Origin of the sequence: Tsukamurella pseudospumae, from assembly GCF_001575195.1 — a bacterium.
GTDB classification, from domain to species: Bacteria; Actinomycetota; Actinomycetes; order Mycobacteriales; family Mycobacteriaceae; genus Tsukamurella; species Tsukamurella pseudospumae.
Genome location: NZ_LSRF01000003.1, coordinates 15,825 through 33,781 on the forward strand (window position 1 = coordinate 15,825; position 17,957 = coordinate 33,781).

Annotated in this window: 15 protein-coding genes; 4 read left to right on the forward strand and 11 right to left on the reverse strand. The window is 72.1% G+C overall.

Annotated features, from left to right (window positions below):
• Positions 1–31 precede the first annotated feature (31 nt).
• The 3 genes from AXK60_RS04920 to AXK60_RS04930 are packed head-to-tail and all read right to left on the reverse strand — an operon-like array spanning position 32 to position 3,560.
• A complete protein-coding gene (locus tag AXK60_RS04920; protein WP_244881029.1) occupies positions 32–1,561 on the reverse strand; it encodes an SLC13 family permease in 1,530 nt (509 codons plus the stop codon).
• Between the two features lie 5 nt (positions 1,562–1,566).
• Positions 1,567–2,241, reverse strand: coding sequence for a GAP family protein (locus tag AXK60_RS04925; protein ID WP_068569997.1), 675 nt, complete (start codon positions 2,239–2,241; stop codon positions 1,567–1,569).
• On the reverse strand, positions 2,241–3,560 hold the full coding sequence (locus AXK60_RS04930; protein ID WP_068569998.1) for an amidohydrolase family protein: 1,320 nt from the start codon (positions 3,558–3,560) through the stop codon (positions 2,241–2,243). Before AXK60_RS04930 ends, AXK60_RS04925 begins: the two co-directional genes overlap by 1 nt.
• Positions 3,561–3,748: 188 nt before the next feature.
• On the opposite strand from AXK60_RS04930, the gene AXK60_RS04935 reads away from it, so the two are divergent.
• Together AXK60_RS04935 and AXK60_RS04940 are read left to right on the forward strand one after the other, a co-directional pair.
• On the forward strand, positions 3,749–5,284 hold the full coding sequence (locus tag AXK60_RS04935; RefSeq protein WP_068569999.1) for a helix-turn-helix domain-containing protein: 1,536 nt from the start codon (positions 3,749–3,751) through the stop codon (positions 5,282–5,284).
• A 126-nt stretch (positions 5,285–5,410) separates the two neighbouring features.
• Positions 5,411–5,632 (forward strand): hypothetical protein, encoded by a 222-nt coding sequence (locus tag AXK60_RS04940; protein WP_068570000.1) that lies wholly within the window; start codon positions 5,411–5,413, stop codon positions 5,630–5,632.
• 27 nt (positions 5,633–5,659) lie between these two features.
• On the opposite strand, the gene AXK60_RS04945 is transcribed toward AXK60_RS04940, so the two are convergent.
• The 4 genes from AXK60_RS04945 to AXK60_RS04960 form a co-directional block, all read right to left on the reverse strand.
• Positions 5,660–6,436, reverse strand: a complete 777-nt coding sequence (locus AXK60_RS04945) for an enoyl-CoA hydratase/isomerase family protein (protein ID WP_244881030.1) — start codon at positions 6,434–6,436, stop codon at positions 5,660–5,662.
• A 96-nt stretch (positions 6,437–6,532) separates the two neighbouring features.
• On the reverse strand, positions 6,533–7,207 hold the full coding sequence (locus tag AXK60_RS04950) for a PIG-L deacetylase family protein (protein ID WP_068570001.1): 675 nt from the start codon (positions 7,205–7,207) through the stop codon (positions 6,533–6,535).
• A gap of 26 nt (positions 7,208–7,233) precedes the next feature.
• Positions 7,234–8,436, reverse strand: a complete 1,203-nt coding sequence (locus AXK60_RS04955) for a helix-turn-helix domain-containing protein (protein WP_231855428.1) — start codon at positions 8,434–8,436, stop codon at positions 7,234–7,236.
• 45 nt (positions 8,437–8,481) lie between these two features.
• Positions 8,482–9,270 carry an acetoin reductase gene (locus tag AXK60_RS04960; RefSeq protein ID WP_068570003.1) on the reverse strand — a complete coding sequence of 263 codons (789 nt, stop codon included), beginning with the start codon at positions 9,268–9,270 and terminating at the stop codon, positions 8,482–8,484.
• Positions 9,271–9,434: 164 nt separating this feature from the next.
• Here AXK60_RS04960 and AXK60_RS04965 point away from each other — a divergent pair, with 164 nt between their 5' ends.
• On the forward strand, positions 9,435–10,631 hold the full coding sequence (locus tag AXK60_RS04965; protein WP_244881031.1) for a hypothetical protein: 1,197 nt from the start codon (positions 9,435–9,437) through the stop codon (positions 10,629–10,631).
• On the opposite strand, the gene AXK60_RS04970 is transcribed toward AXK60_RS04965, so the two are convergent.
• Positions 10,589–11,791: a helix-turn-helix domain-containing protein gene (locus AXK60_RS04970; protein ID WP_068570004.1), complete on the reverse strand. Its 1,203-nt coding sequence runs from the start codon at positions 11,789–11,791 to the stop codon at positions 10,589–10,591. The genes AXK60_RS04965 and AXK60_RS04970 overlap by 43 nt on opposite strands.
• A gap of 163 nt (positions 11,792–11,954) precedes the next feature.
• Between AXK60_RS04970 and AXK60_RS04975 the strand changes: the two genes are divergently transcribed.
• Complete coding sequence (locus tag AXK60_RS04975; RefSeq protein WP_068570005.1) at positions 11,955–13,787, forward strand: NAD(P)/FAD-dependent oxidoreductase; 1,833 nt, start codon at positions 11,955–11,957, stop codon at positions 13,785–13,787.
• Between the two features lie 70 nt (positions 13,788–13,857).
• On the opposite strand, the gene pheT is transcribed toward AXK60_RS04975, so the two are convergent.
• The 3 genes from pheT to AXK60_RS04990 form a co-directional block, all read right to left on the reverse strand.
• On the reverse strand, positions 13,858–16,326 hold the full coding sequence (pheT, locus tag AXK60_RS04980) for a phenylalanine--tRNA ligase subunit beta (RefSeq protein WP_068570006.1): 2,469 nt from the start codon (positions 16,324–16,326) through the stop codon (positions 13,858–13,860).
• A gap of 50 nt (positions 16,327–16,376) precedes the next feature.
• Positions 16,377–17,432 carry a phenylalanine--tRNA ligase subunit alpha gene (gene pheS / locus AXK60_RS04985; RefSeq protein ID WP_068570007.1) on the reverse strand — a complete coding sequence of 352 codons (1,056 nt, stop codon included), beginning with the start codon at positions 17,430–17,432 and terminating at the stop codon, positions 16,377–16,379.
• Positions 17,433–17,535: 103 nt separating this feature from the next.
• Positions 17,536–17,940 (reverse strand): MmcQ/YjbR family DNA-binding protein, encoded by a 405-nt coding sequence (locus AXK60_RS04990; protein WP_068570008.1) that lies wholly within the window; start codon positions 17,938–17,940, stop codon positions 17,536–17,538.
• Positions 17,941–17,957 lie beyond the last annotated feature (17 nt).

The window sequence follows — 17,957 nt, forward strand, 5'->3', positions numbered from 1 at the left end:
CCGAGGAGGAACGCGCGTCAGAACGGCCAGATCAGCGGAACGAGCCCGATCGCGACGGCGGCGAACAGCACCAGGCACGCAGCCCCAGCCGCCAGAAATCGCCGAACCGGTAGGCACCCGGGTCCTGGACCATGAGGTTACCCGTGGTGGCCACCGGCGTGAGGAAGGCCGCCGCGCCCGCCACCGTGATCGCCATCAGCATCGGCAGCGGCGAGACGTGCGCGGTCTCGGCCACCGAGACCGCGATCGGAGCGACGATCAGCACCGTGGCGAGGTTGCTGATGAACTGCCCCATCGCGAGCACGGTGACCACGATCCCCGCCAGCAGGAGCACCGGTGAGCCGCCGCCGAGCCGTTCCACCAGGGCCCGGGACACGGCGTCGGCGATACCGCTCGACTGGATCGCGGTCGACATCGGCAGCATGCCCGCCACCACCAGCAGCGTCGGCACCGAGATGGACCGCTCCGCCTGCGCCATCGTGATCACCCGCAGCGCGACGAGCGCCGCCGCCGCGACGAGCACCACGATCGCGGGCGGCTGCAGGTCGAGCGCCAGCGCCGCGCACATCAGCGCGAGCACCGCTCCCGCGGCGACGGCACGCGGTCCGGGACGGGCGGGCTGCCGACGCACGCGGTCCGGATCGTCGACGGGGAGCACGCCGGCGCCGGCCCGCCGCTCCAGGGCGTCCCAGGTACCGCGCAGCAGGATGACATCGCCGACCCGCAGGTCCGCGTGCTCGACGGGGCGGTCGGCCCGCCGGACCGCCACGACGATCAGGTCCCCGTCGTCGGTGAGCATGCCCGGGTACACGTGGTCACCGAGGAACGGCGATCGCGGCGGGATCACGAACTCGGTGACCCCGTCGGCGGCGCCCAGCGCCGTCGCCGACTCCTCGATCGCGTACTCCCGTGCCAGCGTCGCGGCGTGCGCGCTGAAGTCGCGCGGAGCACCGTCGGCCGTGCGCTCCGGGAGGACGCGCGGCCCCAGCACCACGGCGAGCGCGACGACGCCGACCACGAGCGGCACGCCGACCAGCGCGAACTCGAGGAACCCGAACGGACGCGCGCCCGCGTCGACGGCGAGCGCGGAGACCAGGACGTTGATCGGCGTGCCCAGCATGGTCAGCATGGACCCCGCGTGCGCGGCGAAGGCGAGCGGGAGCAGGACCTGCGACGGCGCGATCCGCGCCCGCGTCGCCATGATCACCGCGACCGGCACGAGCGCCGCAATGGCGCCGTTCACGCTGATCAAGGCGGTGAGCGCAGCCGAGAGCAGCATGAGAGCCACCACGATCGCGGTGCGGCCACTACCGACCCGCGCCGCGATCAGCTGCCCGATCCACGCGGTCAGGCCGGTGGCGTCGAGCGCCTCGCTGACCACGAACAACCCGGCGAGGTAGATGACGATCGGATCACCGAAGCCCGCGATCGCCTGCGCGAACGTGACCGTGCCCGTGAGGAACAGCGCCAGCGCGACGCCGAGCGCGGTGATCGCGGCCGGTACGGCGTTCCACACGAAGGACACGACCGCGACCAGCAGGATCGTGGCCGTGATCGCCATCGGACTCATCCGAGGACGCCGAGACCCTGGCCGAGGAAGTAGGAGCCCAGCAGCACCAGGACCGTGACCGTGATGGCGCTGAGGTTCGCCTCGAGCCAGTCCCGCGTGCGGGCCAGCGGCTCCGCGAGGCGCGACCCGCCCACGACCGCGACGGTCAGCGGCGCGACGATGCCCGCGCTCGCGACCACGGCGAACACGGCGATCGCACCGATCGCGGCGCCGCCGTGCAGGCCCGCGACGCCGAACCGGACGCCCGCACCGACCGCGAGCGGGATGTTCTTGATCACCACGAATCCCTGCGCCAGGCCCAGGCCGAGGGCGCCGAGCACCCCGATCCCGTCAAGCCGGGCGAGCGTCGCGTTCCGCGGCACGGGCTCCCCCGGCGCGGGGCGCTTGCGCCACGCGAGGACCGCGAGGCCGAGGAACAGCGCGGCGAAAGCGAGCTGGACGAGGTCGACGCCCGTCTCGGTGGCGTCGTGATCGGCCTCGTCCGCGGCCTCGACGACGAGGAACGCGACGGTCGCGATGACGAGGATCGCGACGAACCACCCCAGGCCGAAGGCGGCCGTCTTGACGACCCCGCCGCGTCCCAGCAGCAGGACCACCGCCGTGACCACGGCGAACGGGCTCAGCGCGAGCCCTGTGGCGAGCGGGAGCGAGTCACCCAGTGCGGTCCACATCAGAACTCGTCGAGCAGTGCGTCGATCTCGGGGAAGGTCGTCACCGACGGCGCGTCGATCAGCTCGCCGCGCACCACGACGGCGACGGGGCTCGCGAGGGTCCGGACGTCGTCGAGGGGGTTCGCGGCGGTGACGAGCAGGTCCGCGGACTTGCCGGGCTCGATCGAGCCGGTCTCGCCGTCGATGCCGAGGATGCGGGCGTTGGCCCCCGTCGCCGCGTGCAGCGCTCGCGCGGCCGGGACGCCGCCGTACCGGATCACGAAGTCGATCTCGCGCCAGGTGTTGTAGTGGGTCACGAAGGTCAGCGCCGAGTCGGTCCCCATGCCCAGCTCGATGTCGTGTTCCAGCGCGACGCGGATTCCGGCGAGCATCTCGTCGAGCACCATCACGGCGTTCGCCCGGCTGACCTCGTTGGCGCCCGTCACCGACGGCTCGAGCTTGACCAGGGGCAGGCACGCCATGAGCGTCGGGATCAGGGACGAGTGTCCGCGCAGCGAGTTCGGGTTGTCCTTGAACAACGCGATCACCTCCTCGCTCATCGCCGCGCCGTGCTCGATCGTGTCGACACCCGCGCGCAGCGCCGCCAGGATGCCGTCCTCGCTCTGCGCGTGCGCGGCGACGAGGATTCCCGCCGCGTGCGCCTCCTCGCAGACGATGCGCATGTTCGTCTCGGACATCTCGGGCGTTCCGGCGTGGCCGATCGCCTTGGCGTCGGTCACGCCGCCCGTCGCCGAGATCTTCATCGCCCGGACCCCGTTGTCCAGGTTCTGGCGCGTGTTGCGGCGCGTGGCGTCGGCATCGGCGCAGATCAGAGCTATCTGTGGGGCGCCGTGCCCCTCCGGAATCGCCAGCAGCGGCCCCGACGGGATCAGCCGCGGCCCGAGGTAGTCACCGCGCTCGATCGCCGCGGCGGCGCGCACCACCTCGTAGCCGGGCTCGCCGAGGCTGCGGATCGTGGTGACGCCGGTGTTCATCTGGGTCAGGATGGCGCGCTTGGTGCGCCCGTCGAGCCAGCGGTGCCCGAAGGGGCTGTGCGCGAACAGGGCGACGAGCTTCTCGGCGCGCTCGCTGGTGAGGATCTTCGGGATCGGCCGACCGTCCGAGAACAGGTGCGCGTGGGCGTTGATCAGCCCCGGCATGACGAATCGGCCGCGCGCGTCGACGACGCGGGCACCGTCGGGCACGGACGTCTCGACGGCGGGCCCGACGGTGGCGATCCGTCCGTCGACGCCGACGATGACTGTGCGATCGTGAAGGACCGTCCCGTCGCGGTCACCCGTGATCAAAGTTGCGTTCGTGAAGGCGAGCGGCTGGCTCATGGCGAGGAATCCTCCTGTGGTCGAACAGAAGTATGACGCCGCCGGGCATCACGCGCGCAGCCCTTCACCGGTGACATCACCCGCGGTTTCACCCTCCGGTCGATGTCGGGTCGACCGTCCGGCGGGGCCGCGGGCTTGCGTTATCGTGAACTCCGATGCCGCCGCGCGCGGCGACGACGAGGGGGGCGATGAAGGCCGAGCAGGACAGCGGCGGACCGTCGGAACTCCTCGCGGAGGCCGTGCGCTCGGGCGACCCGGATCGCATCGCGGCGGTCGCCACCCGACACATCTGGCCGCTCTTCAACACCGCCTACCCCGCGCTGCTCGCCGCGATCACGCCGCTGCCCGGCGGGACGGTCGGCCGGCACCCCGTCCTGCAACTGGTCCACCCGCTCGCGCCGGTGTTCGCGAGGTCGACGAGGCCCTTCACGGTGCACTCCCTCAACCGGTACCGGCGCGTGGGGTACGAGGAGTCGCTCATCCTCACGATGCAGATGATCGGGAGCCGGATGAGCGGCGATATCGGTGCCGCGCTCGGCTACGCGCAGCAGCTGGTCGCCCGCCTGCGCACCGAGGGTCCCTTCGACGTTCCCGCCGCCGACGATCCTTCGTGGTTCTTCCGCCACCAGATCGGCACGACCCACCTCATGGCCGGCCAGACGGTGGCGGCCCTGCGCGAGTTCGGCACGGCGCGCCAGATCGGCGAGGTCATCGGCTCCGCCGACGCCGTCCGGTCGGCCGCCGGCCGGGCAGCTCTCACCCATGCGGTCCGGGGCGCCGTCGACGATGCGCAACGCGCCCTGGACACCGCCACGGCCCTCCCGCTACCCGGCCCCGCCTATGCGGACGCCGCGCTGGGAACGGAGCGGACCGCGGCCGCCCTCATCGACATCGCTCGCATGCGGCCGGAGCGGGACCGCTCCGTCGCACTGCTGGAAGCGCTCGACACCGCGGACGTGGTGTGGCCGTTCGTGATGTACGCAAGGGCGTCCCACGCGCTCGCGGACGGACGCGCGGGCGACGCCCTCGACGCGATCGCGATGAGCACCGTGAGCCACGACGTCCGGGCGGGCACGTTCGCGTCCGACGCGGCGACCGCTCTCCGGATCACGGCGCACCTCGCGCTCGGCGAGGTGAACGCCGCCCGGCGCGCGCTCGAGGCTGCGACGGTACACGGCACGCTCACCAGGACGGCGGAGATCCGCTTGGCCCTGCACGAAGCCGACCCGGTCCGGGCCCACGCCCGCCAGGCCGCGCTGACCGCCGCCGAGCTCAGCCCCGCCCAGTGGGCCGAGGTCACCCTGCTGGCGGCGTGGCGGGAGAGCCTCGCGGGAGACGTGTCCGACGAGCTGGCGCACCGCACGGCCGACCTCGCCGCGAACCCCGGCAACCGACGCGCGTTCACCGGCGTGCCGGTCACCGTCGTGGACGCCGTCCGCGACCGGCTCCCGGAGTCCGCGCGGTCGGCCTTCACGGCTCGGCTCGACGGCCTGCCGCTCGGCGCACCGTCGACGCCGCGGCCGCGACTGACCCCGCGCGAGTACCAGGTCCTCCGCGCGCTGATCGACCACGACAACCGCGCCGACATGGCCGCGGCGCTCGGGGTGTCGACCAACACGGTGAAGACCCAGCTGCGATCGCTCTACCGGAAGTTGGGCGCCACGTCGAAGGACGAGGCCCTCATGTCCGCGGCCCGGCTGGCGCTCCTGCCGCGCGGCCGCTGACGCGCCGTCGCTCTCCTCGGCACGCTTTCCTTGGCACTCCCACAGGGTCCCGCCAGCCCGGGGACAGGCACCGTCGGCATCCTCGGTAGCAGTAACGAACCGCGTCGCCGACCCGAAAGCCTTCACATGCGCAACGATCACCGGAACGACCCCACCGCCTTGACGCAGCCGCTGTCCCTGCCCCGCCGCCAGAGCGGCGTGCGCGGCACCGTCAACCGCGTCCTCGACGGCTTCGCGCCGCGCGTGGAGAACCGCACCATGCTCGTCAAGATGGGGCGCGGCCGCCCCAGCCTGGTGGGCGACCACCGGCGCGGCAACCACATCACGCAGGCCTTCCACCTCGGCTGAGCCGCCGCGTCCGGGAGCGGAGGCGGCTCAGGCGAATCGGGCGAGCCGGTTCGCTGCGGCGTCGGTGCCGCCCATCCGCGCGATGGTCCGCCGCTCGTCGTCGAGCTGGTCCGCGTAACCCCGGGCGTACGACGCCCGCACCAGCCGCCGCGCCTCACCGAGCCCGGGGTGCGGGCCCGCGAGCATCCGCTCCACCTCCGCGGTCACGGCGGACTCCAGTCCGTCCGCCGGCACCGCCAGGTCGATCAGACCCCAGTCCGCCGCGGTCGCGGCGTCGATCCGGTCGCCGTGCAGGAGCATCCGCATCGCCCGCCGGAAGCCCACGGCCTTCGGCAGCAGCGCCGAGACCCCGCAGTCCGGGCTGAGTCCGACACCGGTGTACGCGGTCGAGAAGTGCGCCGAGTCGGCCGCGATCGCGATGTCGGCAGCGAGTACCAGCCCCAGTCCACCGCCCGCGACCGGTCCCTGGATCGCCGCCACCACGGGCACCGCGAGCCCGTCCAGCACCGCGAGCGACCGATGGATCGTGTCCGCCAGGTGATCGAGCATCGCGGGGCGGTCGTCGGCCGCCACCATCGCCTTGACATCGCCGCCCGCGCAGAAGAACCGCCCCTCGGCGCGCAGCACGACGACCCGCACGTCCGGATCCGCGGCGATCCGCGCGGTCACCGTCACCAGCGCATCGGCGAGGGGCTGGTCCAGCGCGTTCGCGGCGTCCGGTCGCCGCAGCACGATCGTCGCCACCCCGCGCTCGTCGCGCTCGAAGCCCAGGCCCGAGCCGTCACCCACTGCATCGTCGTTCACGCAGAACCTCTTCCACTTCTCGAGCCGGATCACGGACGAGCCTTGCACAGCGCCGGGGCGCACCGGCCACCGCCCGCTGGAGCACGCCCCGCGCACTCAGCCCAGCGGCCGGAAGCCCACCGCGTGCCGGAAACCGCCGCGCGGCTCGGTGGCAGAGGCGACCTGCGCCCGGGCCTGCTCGATGACGGGCGTCGTCGGGTCGAGAACGGACAGGTACTGACGGTGCTCGGCGAGCGACTCCACCGCGCGCTCGACGAAGCCGGACACGTCGACGATCAGCGTGGGCTCCGGTGCGGTCTGGAACGCCCGGACGTCCTTGTCCGCCACCGCTTCCGCCACTGCACGGGTGAACTCCATGTGGTCGGACTGGTTCGGCACGCCGTTGCCCCAGGTGGGGCCGCCCCACAGCGTGATCACGATGTCGGGTGAGTACCGGGTGAGGGACTTCGCGATCGAATCCCGCAGCTCCGAGGTGTTGCGCACCTCCGAATCGGGGTAGCCCCAGAACCGCACCTCGTCGACTCCGACGACCGCGGCGGACCGTCGTTGCTCCTCCTCGCGCACCGGGCCCGCGGTGCCGGGGGACATCCCCTCGATCCCCTCCTCGCCGGACGTGGCGAGGCCGTAGATCACCGTCTTGCCCTGCGAGGTCCACCTCGCGACCGCCGCCGCCATCCCGTACTCCGGGTCGTCGGGGTGCGCCACCAGCACCAGGGCGGTGGACCAGTCCTCGGGGAAGACTTCCGGCTCGGGCGAGGTCGCGTCTGCCATGGCCCCACGGTAGCGGGGGCGTGCGGTCAGCGCAGCAACTCGACGGACACCCCGTCGGCGAAGCGGTACGGCCTCGCGACGATGAGTCCCGCCACGCTCCGGCGCAGGCGCGAGATCTCCGCCCGGACCGTCACGACGCGGCCGGGATCGCCGAAGAGGGCCTCGGAGATCTGCGCGGCCGAGCGCCCCTCGCCCGCACGCGCGATCAGCGCCAGGATCTGGGCGTGCCGAGGCGGGAGAAGGCGGCGCCACGTCCCGGTGGAACCGGTGACCACGACCTCGGGGTCCCTCCCCGGGCGCACGTCGATGACGACGCGGACCCCGGCACTCGACACGACGCGCTCCCCGCCCGGCTGGATCAGCCAACCACCGGGGAACCGGTCGACGACACATTCCCCCAGCTCGGGGAGCCACACCGAGGGACCCGTGATCGGTTGGGGCAAGGTGATCCGTGATCGGGGCGCGAGGTCGCCGACCGCCACGACCCAGCCCTCGGCGTCGACCGCGAGACGCGGACCCGACATCGCGGCGATCATCGGCGCCGCCACCGTCCGCAGCCTGTCGAGCTTGAGGAGGTGGTCCGCACGCAGACGGGACTCCGCGAGCCCGGCGACGGCGGCGACCAGCGCGAGGGTCGTCGGGTGCACCGTCGCCGCGGGTCCCGACACGTCCACCACCCCGAGGATGTGCCCGGTGCGCGGGTCGCGGATCGGCGCGCCCGTGCAGGTCCATCCGTGGTGGCTCCGTGCGTAGTGCTCCGCGGAGAAGATCTGGACGGGTCCGCGCGCGGCGAGCGCGGTGCCGATCGCATTCGTGCCGACCTCCTTCTCACCCCACTGCGCCCCCTGGACGAACCCGAGACGGTCGGCATGGGAGAGCACTCGCGACGAACCGCTGCGCCAGAGCACCGTGCCGTCCCGATCGGCGATCACGAGGATGTTGTCGCCGTCGGCCGTCAGTGACGAGAGCCCCGCGGCCAGGTCGTCGACGACGGCGCGGAGGCCCGAAGCCTCGCGTCGCCGCTCGACGGCGAGAGTGTCGAGCACGCTCCTCGGGCCGTCCGCGTCGGGCACGACGCCCGCAGCACGGACCCGCAGCCACGATTCGCCGACCACGTCCCGCGGACGTGCCGGCGGCCGCGATCCCGACATCGTGGCGTCGTAGACCGCGGCGAGGAGCCGGGCGTACTGCCGCGGATCCTCGCCGAAGGCCATTGCGGGCTCAGACACGACGACGTGTCCGGGGTGCACGCCCGCGCGTCAGCGTCGTCGATGTCACCGGAACACGAGCCCGCCATCGATGAGGCCCGCCTGGCCCGTCATGTAGTCGGAATCGGGGCCGGCCAGGTAGGAGACGAACGCCGCGACGTCGTCCGGGGTCTGCGCCCGGCCGAGCGCGATGCCGCCGACGAACTTGTCGTAGGTCTCGCCGACCGCGGCGCCGGTCAGTTCCGCGAACCTGCGGTCGATCTCGACCCACATGTCGGTGCCGACCACGCCCGGACAGTACGCGTTGACGGTGATGCCCTCGCTCGCCAGTTCTCGGGCCGCCGCCTGCGTGAGCGCGCGGACGGCGAACTTGGTCGCGCTGTACGGGCCCAGCATGGCGAAACCGTCGTGTCCGGCGATCGACGAGGCGTTGATGATCTTCCGTACCCGCCCCTCGGTCCGATCCTGCGCGCGGAACGCCGCGGTCGCCGCCTGGATGCCCCAGAGGACGCCGTTGACGTTGACCGACCACAGCCGCGCGACCTCGGCCTCCGTGGCCTCGGCGATGGTGCCCACGAGCGCGATTCCGGCGTTGTTCACCACCACGTCGAGGCCGCCGAGCTCTGCCGCCGCGGCATCGACGGCGGCGAAGACGGCAGCACGGTCCGTGACATCGGCGGTGACGGTGACGGCGCGGCGGCCCGCGTCCCGGATCTCGCTCGCCACGGCGTCGATCCCGTCGGCGGTCAGGTCCACGAGGGCCAGATCGAATCCGTCCGCGGCCAACCGCCGGGCGATCCCCGCGCCGATCCCCCTGCCGGCCCCCGTCACCAGCGCCACACGCACGTCGTTCATCCCACGCTCCTTCGATACCCGTTTTCGGCGGAGTCCCGCCACACCCCGGTATATGTGACTCAGGTCACGTCGACCAAGGTTGCCGACGGTTGCATCCGCCCGGGAACGACACCAACCGGACGCAACCTCTCGCCCCAGCCGCGTGACGGAGTGACCTGAAGCGCATGACGACAACCGACCCCACACCACGCACTCCACGCCGATCCGACCCGGCCGGGCCACCCCGCACAGCACTGTTCGGCGTCGCGAACCTCGTGGTGGTGACGTGCCTCGCACTCGCCTCCTGGTACCTGTTGGCCGATCCGACCACGAGTCCGTGGCACTTCTACCCACTCCCGTTCAACGCGGCACTGTTCTGGGGGATCCTGTTCATCGTTTTCGCGGGATTCGTCTGCGAGTTCACGGGATTCGACCGACTGCGCCGGCCTGCGCGCGGACTGGCGCTGCTGGCCGCAACCTTCCTCTTCGGCATCGCCGTGACGGCGGTGCTGGCGCTGGGCCTCGGCGCGCGGAACGTCGACTTCGCCGCGGACCGGCCCGGCGGACTCGGATACTTCGCCGGAGCCCTGTTCGTGCTCTTCGGCTTCGGGACGTGGGTCATGTCGGTGCTGAACTGGCGGCACTGGCCGTGGCCGCAGCTGGGACTGCGGCAACCGCTGGCCGGCCTGTGCGAGATCGTGGTGATCGCGATACCGACTCTCGCGCTCTACCTCGTGATCGGCCTGCCCGCCTTCTCGACCACGGCGCACGACCCGCTGATGTCCGGTGACACGGTGCTCGGTTGGTTCTATTCGATCGTGGTCATCGTGATCCTCACCGGACAGTGTCTGGACAACCAGCCGTGGCAGTTCCTGGGCGGCGACCGACCGGGCCGGGTCGCCGCGATCTCCACCGTCGGGAACGTGCTCGCGGGCACGGCCCTCTACTACGCCTTCCTCCCGCTGACGAAACTCCTCATCGGCTCCGCCGCGACGGCCGAACTCGGGCCGGCGATCCACCAGTTCCCGGCGCAGCTCGGTGTCTGTTGGGCGTTCTGGATGATCTTCTGGGCGAACGCGTTCGCGAATCTGCCCACATCACTGGGCACGGTGGCGAATCACGCCGCGCGCACGGCGATCACGTTCGCCCTCGCCGTCGCGACCTTCCTGCTCTACTACCGATTCGCCGCCCAGAACGTCCTGCACGAACCCGCCGCAGCGACCGGGATCCACGGCAACGCGCTGGGCTTCCTCGACTGGATGGTGCTGTGGACGCTGCTCTACGTGGTCGGCTTCGAATCGATCGGACTGCGGAGGTGGTCGACGGAGGTCGACGGAGGTCAGCGCAGCACCTCGACCGACACCCCGTCGGCGAAGCGGTAGGGCTGCGCGGCGATGAGTCCGGACAGCACGCGACGCAGCCGCGAGATCTCCGCGCGCACCGTCACCACCCGCGAGCCGTCGCCGAAGAGCGAGGACGCGAGCTGCGCCGCGGTGTGCCCCGCGCCGTCGGCCAGGAGTTCGAGGATCTGCGCGTGCCGGGGCGTGAGCTGGTGCCGCCACTGCCCACCGGAGCCCACGACGCTGACCTCCGGCGACCGATCGGCGCGCAGGTCGACGGTGACCCGGGTGCGCTCCGGGCCGGCCGCCCTGTCGACGGGCCGCAGCAGCCACCCGCCGGGGAGCGGCTCGACGGCGCACTCCCCCAGCTCCGGCAGCCACAGGTGCGAGCCGTCCATCACGTCGGGCAGGGTGACCCGCGCCCGCGGCGAGAGCTGCCCGACGGCGGCGACCCAGCCGTGCGGATCCACGACGAGGCCAGGCCCGGGCATCCCGGCGAGCAGCGGGGCCGCGACGGTGCGCAGCTGATCCAGCCCCGCGAGATGGGATTCGTGCAGGCGGGACTCGGCCAGCCGCGCGACGGTGGCCACCAGGGCCAGGGTGGTCGGGTGCACCGTGGACGCCGGGCCGCTCACGTCGACGACGCCGAGCAGCTTGCCGGTGCGCCGGTCGCGGATCGGCGCCGCTGAGCAGGTCCACGGGTGCTGGCTGCGGGCGAAGTGCTCCGCGGAGAAGGTCTGGACGGCGCTGCGCGCCGCGAGGGCGGTGCCGATCGCGTTCGTCCCGACGTCGCTCTCGGACCACGCCGCGCCCTCGATGAAACCGAGGTTGTCGGCCTGGCGCAGTACGCGCGACGGTCCGCCGCGCCACAGGATGGTGCCCTCGGCGTCGGCCACCACGAGGATGCTCGAGCCGGCCTCGGTGAGCGGGGCGAGCCCGCTGGTGAATTCCTCGATCATTCCGGCGAGGCCGGACTCGCGGCGCAATCGGGCCAGGTCGGCGGCGTGGATCGCCGGTCCGGCGTCGTCGTCGGGCCGCAGGCCCGCGGCCCGCACCCGATCCCACGAGTCACCGATCACCTCGCGCGGGCGGGCGGGCGGACGCTCGCCCGACATCGTCGCGTCGTAGACCTGGGCGAGCAGCCGCGCATAGCTGCGCGGATCGTCGCCGAGAGCCACCGCGGGCTCGACCGTCTGTCCCACCCCTCGATTGTGCCTCAACTCACACTTCGCGACGGCCACGCCCCCACATTCGTCGCCCGCGTCGTCACATCTGCAACGGCACGCAACCCTTGCCGCACCCCTTGCGCCGGGCGTGTGATTCACACCACAGCACGACCTCCAGTCCCGACTCGAAGGAGCAGACATGACCGCTATCGCGGATGCCGAACAGACCACCGCCGCCGATCCCCAGCAGCGGATCGACGCCTGGCTGCAGCGGTTCGAGGCCGCGCTCACGGCGCGCGACGTCGACGCCGTCACCGAGCTGTTCGAGCCCGGCGCCTTCTGGCGCGACCTGGTGTCCTTCACCTGGAACCTGAACACCAGTGAGGGACGCGACCAGATCCGCGCGATGCTCTCCGCACGGCTCGACGACGCGGCGCCCAGCGGCTTCGTCGCCACGGACCCGGCGTCCGGCGACGAGGTCGCGGAGGCCTTCATCGGCTTCGAGACCGGCGTCGGCCGGGGCAAGGGCCACCTGCGGATCCGGGAGGGCGAGGACGGCGTCGACCGCGCCTGGACGCTGCTCACCACCCTGCGCGAGCTCAAGGGCCACGAGGAGTCCTTCGGCGTGCGCCGCCCGATGGGCGCCGTCCACGGTGCCCATGTGGAGGCACCCACCTGGGCCGAGCGCCGCGAGCGCGAGGATGCCGAGCTGGGCCGCACCGTCCAGCCCGACACCCTCGTCATCGGCGGCGGCCAGGGCGGCATCGCCCTCGGCGCCCGCCTGCGCCAGCTCGGCGTGCCCGCGCTCGTGGTCGACAAGTACGACCGCCCCGGCGATCAGTGGCGCGGCCGCTACAAGTCGCTCTGCCTGCACGACCCGGTCTGGTACGACCACCTCCCCTACCTGCCCTTCCCGGCCAACTGGCCCGTCTTCGCGCCCAAGGACAAGATCGGCGACTGGCTCGAGATGTACACGCGCGTCATGGAGGTGCCGTACTGGTCGCGCACCGAGGCGCTGTCCGCGTCGTACGACGAGGCGAAGGGCGAGTGGACCGTCGAGGTGAACAAGGACGGCGAGAAGCTGACCCTGCACCCGAAGCAGCTCGTGCTCGCGACCGGCATGTCGGGCAAGCCGAACATCCCCGACTTCCCGGGTATGGACGTCTTCCAGGGCGAGCAGCACCACTCGAGCAAGCACCCGGGTCCCGATGCCTACGCGGGCAAGAAGGTCGTGATCATCGGCGCGAACAACTCCGCGCTCGACATCAGCAAGGCCCTCATCGAGGCCGGCGCCGAGGTCACCATGGTGCAGCGCAGCTCGACGCACATCATCAAGTCCGAGTCGCTCATGGAGCACGGCCTGGGCGACCTGTACAGCGAGCGCGCGGTCGCGAACGGCGTGACCACCGACAAGGCCGACATGATCTTCGCCTCGCTGCCCTACAAGATCATGAACGAGTTCCAGAAGCCGATCTACGACAAGGTCCGGGAGATCGACGCCGACTTCTACAAGGGCCTCGAGGCCGCCGGCTACGAGCTGGACTTCGGCGACGACGACTCGGGCCTGTTCATGAAGTACCTGCGCCGCGGCTCGGGCTACTACATCGACGTCGGCGCGGCCGGGCTCATCATCGACGGCTCGATCAAGCTGGCCAAGGGGCAGGTCGACCGCCTGACCGAGAACAGCGTCGTGCTCAAGGACGGCACCGAGCTCCCCGCCGACCTCGTCGTCTACGCCACGGGCTACGGCTCGATGAACGGCTGGGCCGCCGACCTCATGGGCCAGGACACGGCCGACAAGCTGGGCAAGTGCTGGGGACTCGGTTCCGCCACCACCAAGGACCCGGGCCCGTGGGAGGGCGAGCAGCGCAACATGTGGAAGCCCACCCAGGTGCCCGGCCTCTGGATGATGGGCGGCAACCTGCATCAGTCGCGGCACTACTCGCTGTACCTGGCCCTGCAGCTCAAGGCCCGCTACGAGGGCATCGACACCCCCGTGTACCAGCTGGCCGAGGTCCATCACACCAGCTAGTCACCTCAGATACTCCGGCCCCGGCGGTAGCACGTGCACCGCCGGGGCCGGTTCCATGTCCGGGTGAGGATCAGCGCAGGACGGCGCCCACCGCGTCGGCCGCGCGCGCGACCGCGGCGTCGCGGGCGGCGGACGCCTCGTCCTCGGTGAGCGTGCGGTCGCCCGCGCGGAAGCGCAGCGAGAAGGCCATCGACTTGCGGCCCTCGCCCACCTGCGCGCCGGTGAAGACGTCGAACAGCGAGATCGCCTCGAGGAGTTCGCCGGCACCGTCGGCCAGGGCGGACCGCACGGCCTCCGCCGGGACCGCCGCATCGACGACCACGGCCACGTCCTGCAGCACCGCCGGGAACGGCGAGACGACGGGGGCCGGCAGGTTCTCCACGAGCGGGATCGCGTCCAGGTCGAGCTCGACGGCGCAGGTGCGCGCCGGGAGCCCGGCGCGCTCGAGCACCGCGGGGTGCAGCTCGCCCGCGTGGCCCACGACCGTGTCGCCGACGAGGACCTCGGCGCACCGTCCGGGGTGGAAGGGCGCGAACTGCGCGGCCCGCAGGGTCAGCTCGACATTGCTCGCGCGGCCGATCTCGCGGACGGCCTCGAACGCGTCGGTGGCGTCCGCGGGCCGCGCGGCGCCCCAGGGGCCGGACGTGCCGCGGAGCCCGGTGAAGACGAGCGCGATGTGCTCGGGCTGGACCGGCAGCGAGCCGTCCAGCTCCGCCACCTGTTCCGGTGTGGGCCGCCGGTCGACGGGGATCGGGTCGACCGCCACCGTGTTGTCGGTGGGCAGCACGACCTCGGCGATCGTGTACAGCGCGAGGTCGCGCTGGCCGCGGGAGACGTTGCGCGCCAGGATCTCCAGCAGGCCCGGGAGCAGCGTCGTCGCGAGTGCCGGTCGGTCCGACTCCAGCGGGTTGAGCACCTTCGTCGTGTTCCGGCGCGGATCGCCGGCGTCGAGCCCCCACGTGTCGAAGACGTCGGCCGGCAGGAACGGACTGGTCAGCACCTCGACGTGGCCGGTGTGCGCGAGCGAGCGGCTCACGACGCGGCGGCGACGCTGGCGCGCGCTGAGCCCGCGCCCGCCCGGCGCGGCGGGGAGCACCGGCGGGATCTGCTCCAGCCCCTCGAGCCGCAGCACCTCCTCGACCAGGTCGGCGACCATGTTCAGGTCGGGGCGCCAGGTGGGCGGGGTCACCGTCAGGCTGCTCTCGCCCTGGACGGCACACCCGATCTGGGTGAGGCGGCGCACCGTCGTGCCCGGGGCGTACGTGATGCCCGCGACGCGGTCCGGACGGTCCGCGGCGATGGTGATCTGCGGGCGCTCGTCGTAGGAGCCGAGGTCCGTGATCTCCCCGACGACGGTGCCGCCGGCGATCTCGGTGAGCAGGCGGGCCGCCTCCCGGACGGTCCACACGGAGATGGCGGGGTCGACGGTGCGCTCGTACCGCTTGACGGCGTCCGAGCTGAGCTTGTGCCGCTTGCCGGTGCGGAAGACCTTGACGGGGTTCCAGATCGCGCCCTCGAGGATGACGTTCACGGTCTCGTCGCCGACCTCGGTGGTCGCGCCGCCCATCACGCCCGCGAGGGAGACCGGCCCGGAGTCGTCGACGATGACCGCGTCCTCCGGATCGAGCTTGCGGGTCACGTGGTCGATGGTCTCGAGGGTCTCGCCCGGGCGCGACGCGCGCACCGTCAGGCCGCCCCGGACGAGGTCCGCGTCGAAGGCGTGCAGCGGCTGCCCGGTGAGCAGCATCAGGTAGTTGGTCACGTCGACCGCGGCGCTGATCGGACGCACGCCGGAGGTGAGCAGGCGACGCTGCAGCCACCACGGGCTCACGGCCTTCGGGTCGATGCCCTCCACGCGCAGCGCGGTGAAACGGGTGCAACCCGACTCGGGCTCGACGGTGATGTCGACCCCGCCCCGCCCGGTCCCGGACTCCGCCGACGGGGTGGTGATGTCGGTGAACGGCAGGTCGTAGCCGCAGGCGAGCTCGCGGGCGAGGCCGCGGACGGAGAAGGCGTAGCCGCGGTCGGGCGTCACGTTGAGCTCGATGACGGTGTCGTCCATGCCGAGGACGGCCTTGGCGTCGTCGCCGGGCTGCGCGGTGCCCGCGGGCAGCACGAGGATGCCGGAGTGGTCGCTGCCGAGGCCGAGCTCGGAGACCGAGCAGATCATGCCGTCGGAGGTGTGGTCGTAGGTCTGGCGGGTGGCGATCGCGAAGCCGCCCGGCAGCACGGCACCGGGCAGCGCCGCGACGATGAGATCGCCCTCGGCGAAGTTGCGGGCGCCGCAGACGATGTCGCGCGGCTCGGCCTCGCCCACGTCGACCTGGCAGAACCGGATGGGCTTGCGGAAGTTCGTGAGCTCCTCGATGTGCGCGACGCGACCGATCTTCAGCGGGCCCGTCACGGTGTCGAGCGAGTCGAGCTCCTCGACCTCGAAGCCGACGCGCACGAACCCCGCGTCCAGCTCGTCGGCCGTGACGCCCCACTCGGGGGTGTCGCGGCGGAGGATCTCGGTGAGCCATGACTGTGCAACGCGCACGGTGGAAGTCCTTCTCCTGGGTGAGTCTGGTGAGCGGGGCTGGTCCGGCGCTAGCCGCGGACGCCGAAGGGCAGGGTGAAGCGGACGTCGCCCTCGACGATGTCGCGCATGTCGGACAGACCGGTGCGGAACTGCAGGGTGCGCTCGAGGCCCATGCCGAAGGCGAAGCCCGAGTACTCCTCGGGGTCGATCCCGCAGGCCCGCAGCACGTTCGGGTTGACCATGCCGCAGCCGCCCCACTCGATCCAGCCGGCGCCGCCCTTCTTGTTCGGGAACCACACGTCCACCTCGGCCGACGGTTCCGTGAACGGGAAGTAGTTCGGCCGCATGCGGGTGGTGGTCTCGGGGCCGAACATCGCCTTGGCGAACGCCTCGAGGGTGCCGCGCAGGTGCGCCATCGTCAGGCCCTTGTCAACGGCGAGGCCCTCGACCTGGCTGAACACCGGGGTGTGGGTGGCGTCCAGCTCGTCGGTGCGGAAGGTCCTGCCGGGGCACGCGACGTAGATCGGGACGTCACGGGTGAGCATCGAGCGCACCTGCACCGGGGAGGTGTGGGTCCGCAGCACCTGCCGCGAGCCCTCGGGCGCCACGTAGAAGGTGTCCTGCATGGACCGCGCCGGGTGATCGGGCAGGAAGTTGAGCGCGTCGAAGTTGAAGTGCTCGGTCTCGACCTCGGGCCCCTCGGCGATCTCCCAGCCGATGCCCACGAAGAAGTCCGCGACCTCGTCCGCGATGATGCTGACGGGGTGCCGGGCACCCTGCGGCGCGCGGGCCGAGGGCAGCGTCACGTCGATCGACTCGGAGACGAGGACCGCCGCATCGCGCTCGGCGTCGAGCACCGTCTTGCGCTGCTCGTAGGCGGCGCGAGCGCGGCCCTGTGCGACGTTGACCCGCTTGCCGGCGTCCTTGCGGTCCTCCTTGGGAATGGACCCGAGCGCCCGCTTGCTCAGCGCGAGCGGTGACTTCTCGCCCAGGTGCGCGAGCCGAGCGGCGCCCAGGGCCTCGAGATCGGACGCCGCGTCGAACGCCCGCGCGGCCTCGTCGGCGAAGGCGTCGAGCGCCGCTTCGCTGAGGTCATCGACAGGGGCGAGCTGGTCTTCCGACACTTCTCTGGGCTCCTCGCTGGGGGTGGGACGGTACCCGCCCAGAGTAGTCGACGGTGTTTCGGGATAGGAATCGCATTACCGCTGGTCCGCGCACAGCGCGTGGTCAGGCGTCGCGTTCGGCGAGCCACGCCCGGACGACCGTCGTGGGCGCGCACGCGGACCACGCGTCCTCGATGACCTCCCGCAGCTCGTCGCGCGAGATCTCTCCGAGCCGCGAGGCCCGGATCAGGACGGCGTTGTAGCCGTCGAAGTGCGGCGTGGTGAAGAACGGCCCGTCGGCCTGGACCAGCGCGAGCTTGTCGGACTCGTCGGGCGTCCGGATGAGGATCACGCCCTCGAGGCGCGCGCCGTTCTCGTCGACGGCGTCGGGCCGCGGCGATCGGTTGCCGCAGAACACCTTCTTGCTCACCTGCCACGCGGGCCTGCCGCCCCACCCGGCGATCTCGACGACCCGCGGCAGGGCCAGCGCGATCGCCGCCACGTCTGCGATCCGCGCCGCCCTCGCCATGGGGCTGACGCTACGCC

Coding starts and splice junctions, on each gene's coding strand:
- AXK60_RS04925 (WP_068569997.1), bottom strand. CDS start 2,241: ATGTGGACCGCACTGGGTGACTCGCTCCCGCTCGCCACAGGGCTCGCG.
- AXK60_RS04935 (WP_068569999.1), top strand. CDS start 3,749: ATGAAGGCCGAGCAGGACAGCGGCGGACCGTCGGAACTCCTCGCGGAG.
- AXK60_RS04930 (WP_068569998.1), bottom strand. CDS start 3,560: ATGAGCCAGCCGCTCGCCTTCACGAACGCAACTTTGATCACGGGTGAC.
- AXK60_RS04990 (WP_068570008.1), bottom strand. CDS start 17,940: ATGGCGAGGGCGGCGCGGATCGCAGACGTGGCGGCGATCGCGCTGGCC.
- AXK60_RS04920 (WP_244881029.1), bottom strand. CDS start 1,561: ATGGCGATCACGGCCACGATCCTGCTGGTCGCGGTCGTGTCCTTCGTG.
- AXK60_RS04965 (WP_244881031.1), top strand. CDS start 9,435: ATGACGACAACCGACCCCACACCACGCACTCCACGCCGATCCGACCCG.
- AXK60_RS04940 (WP_068570000.1), top strand. CDS start 5,411: ATGCGCAACGATCACCGGAACGACCCCACCGCCTTGACGCAGCCGCTG.
- AXK60_RS04960 (WP_068570003.1), bottom strand. CDS start 9,270: ATGAACGACGTGCGTGTGGCGCTGGTGACGGGGGCCGGCAGGGGGATC.
- AXK60_RS04975 (WP_068570005.1), top strand. CDS start 11,955: ATGACCGCTATCGCGGATGCCGAACAGACCACCGCCGCCGATCCCCAG.
- AXK60_RS04950 (WP_068570001.1), bottom strand. CDS start 7,207: ATGGCAGACGCGACCTCGCCCGAGCCGGAAGTCTTCCCCGAGGACTGG.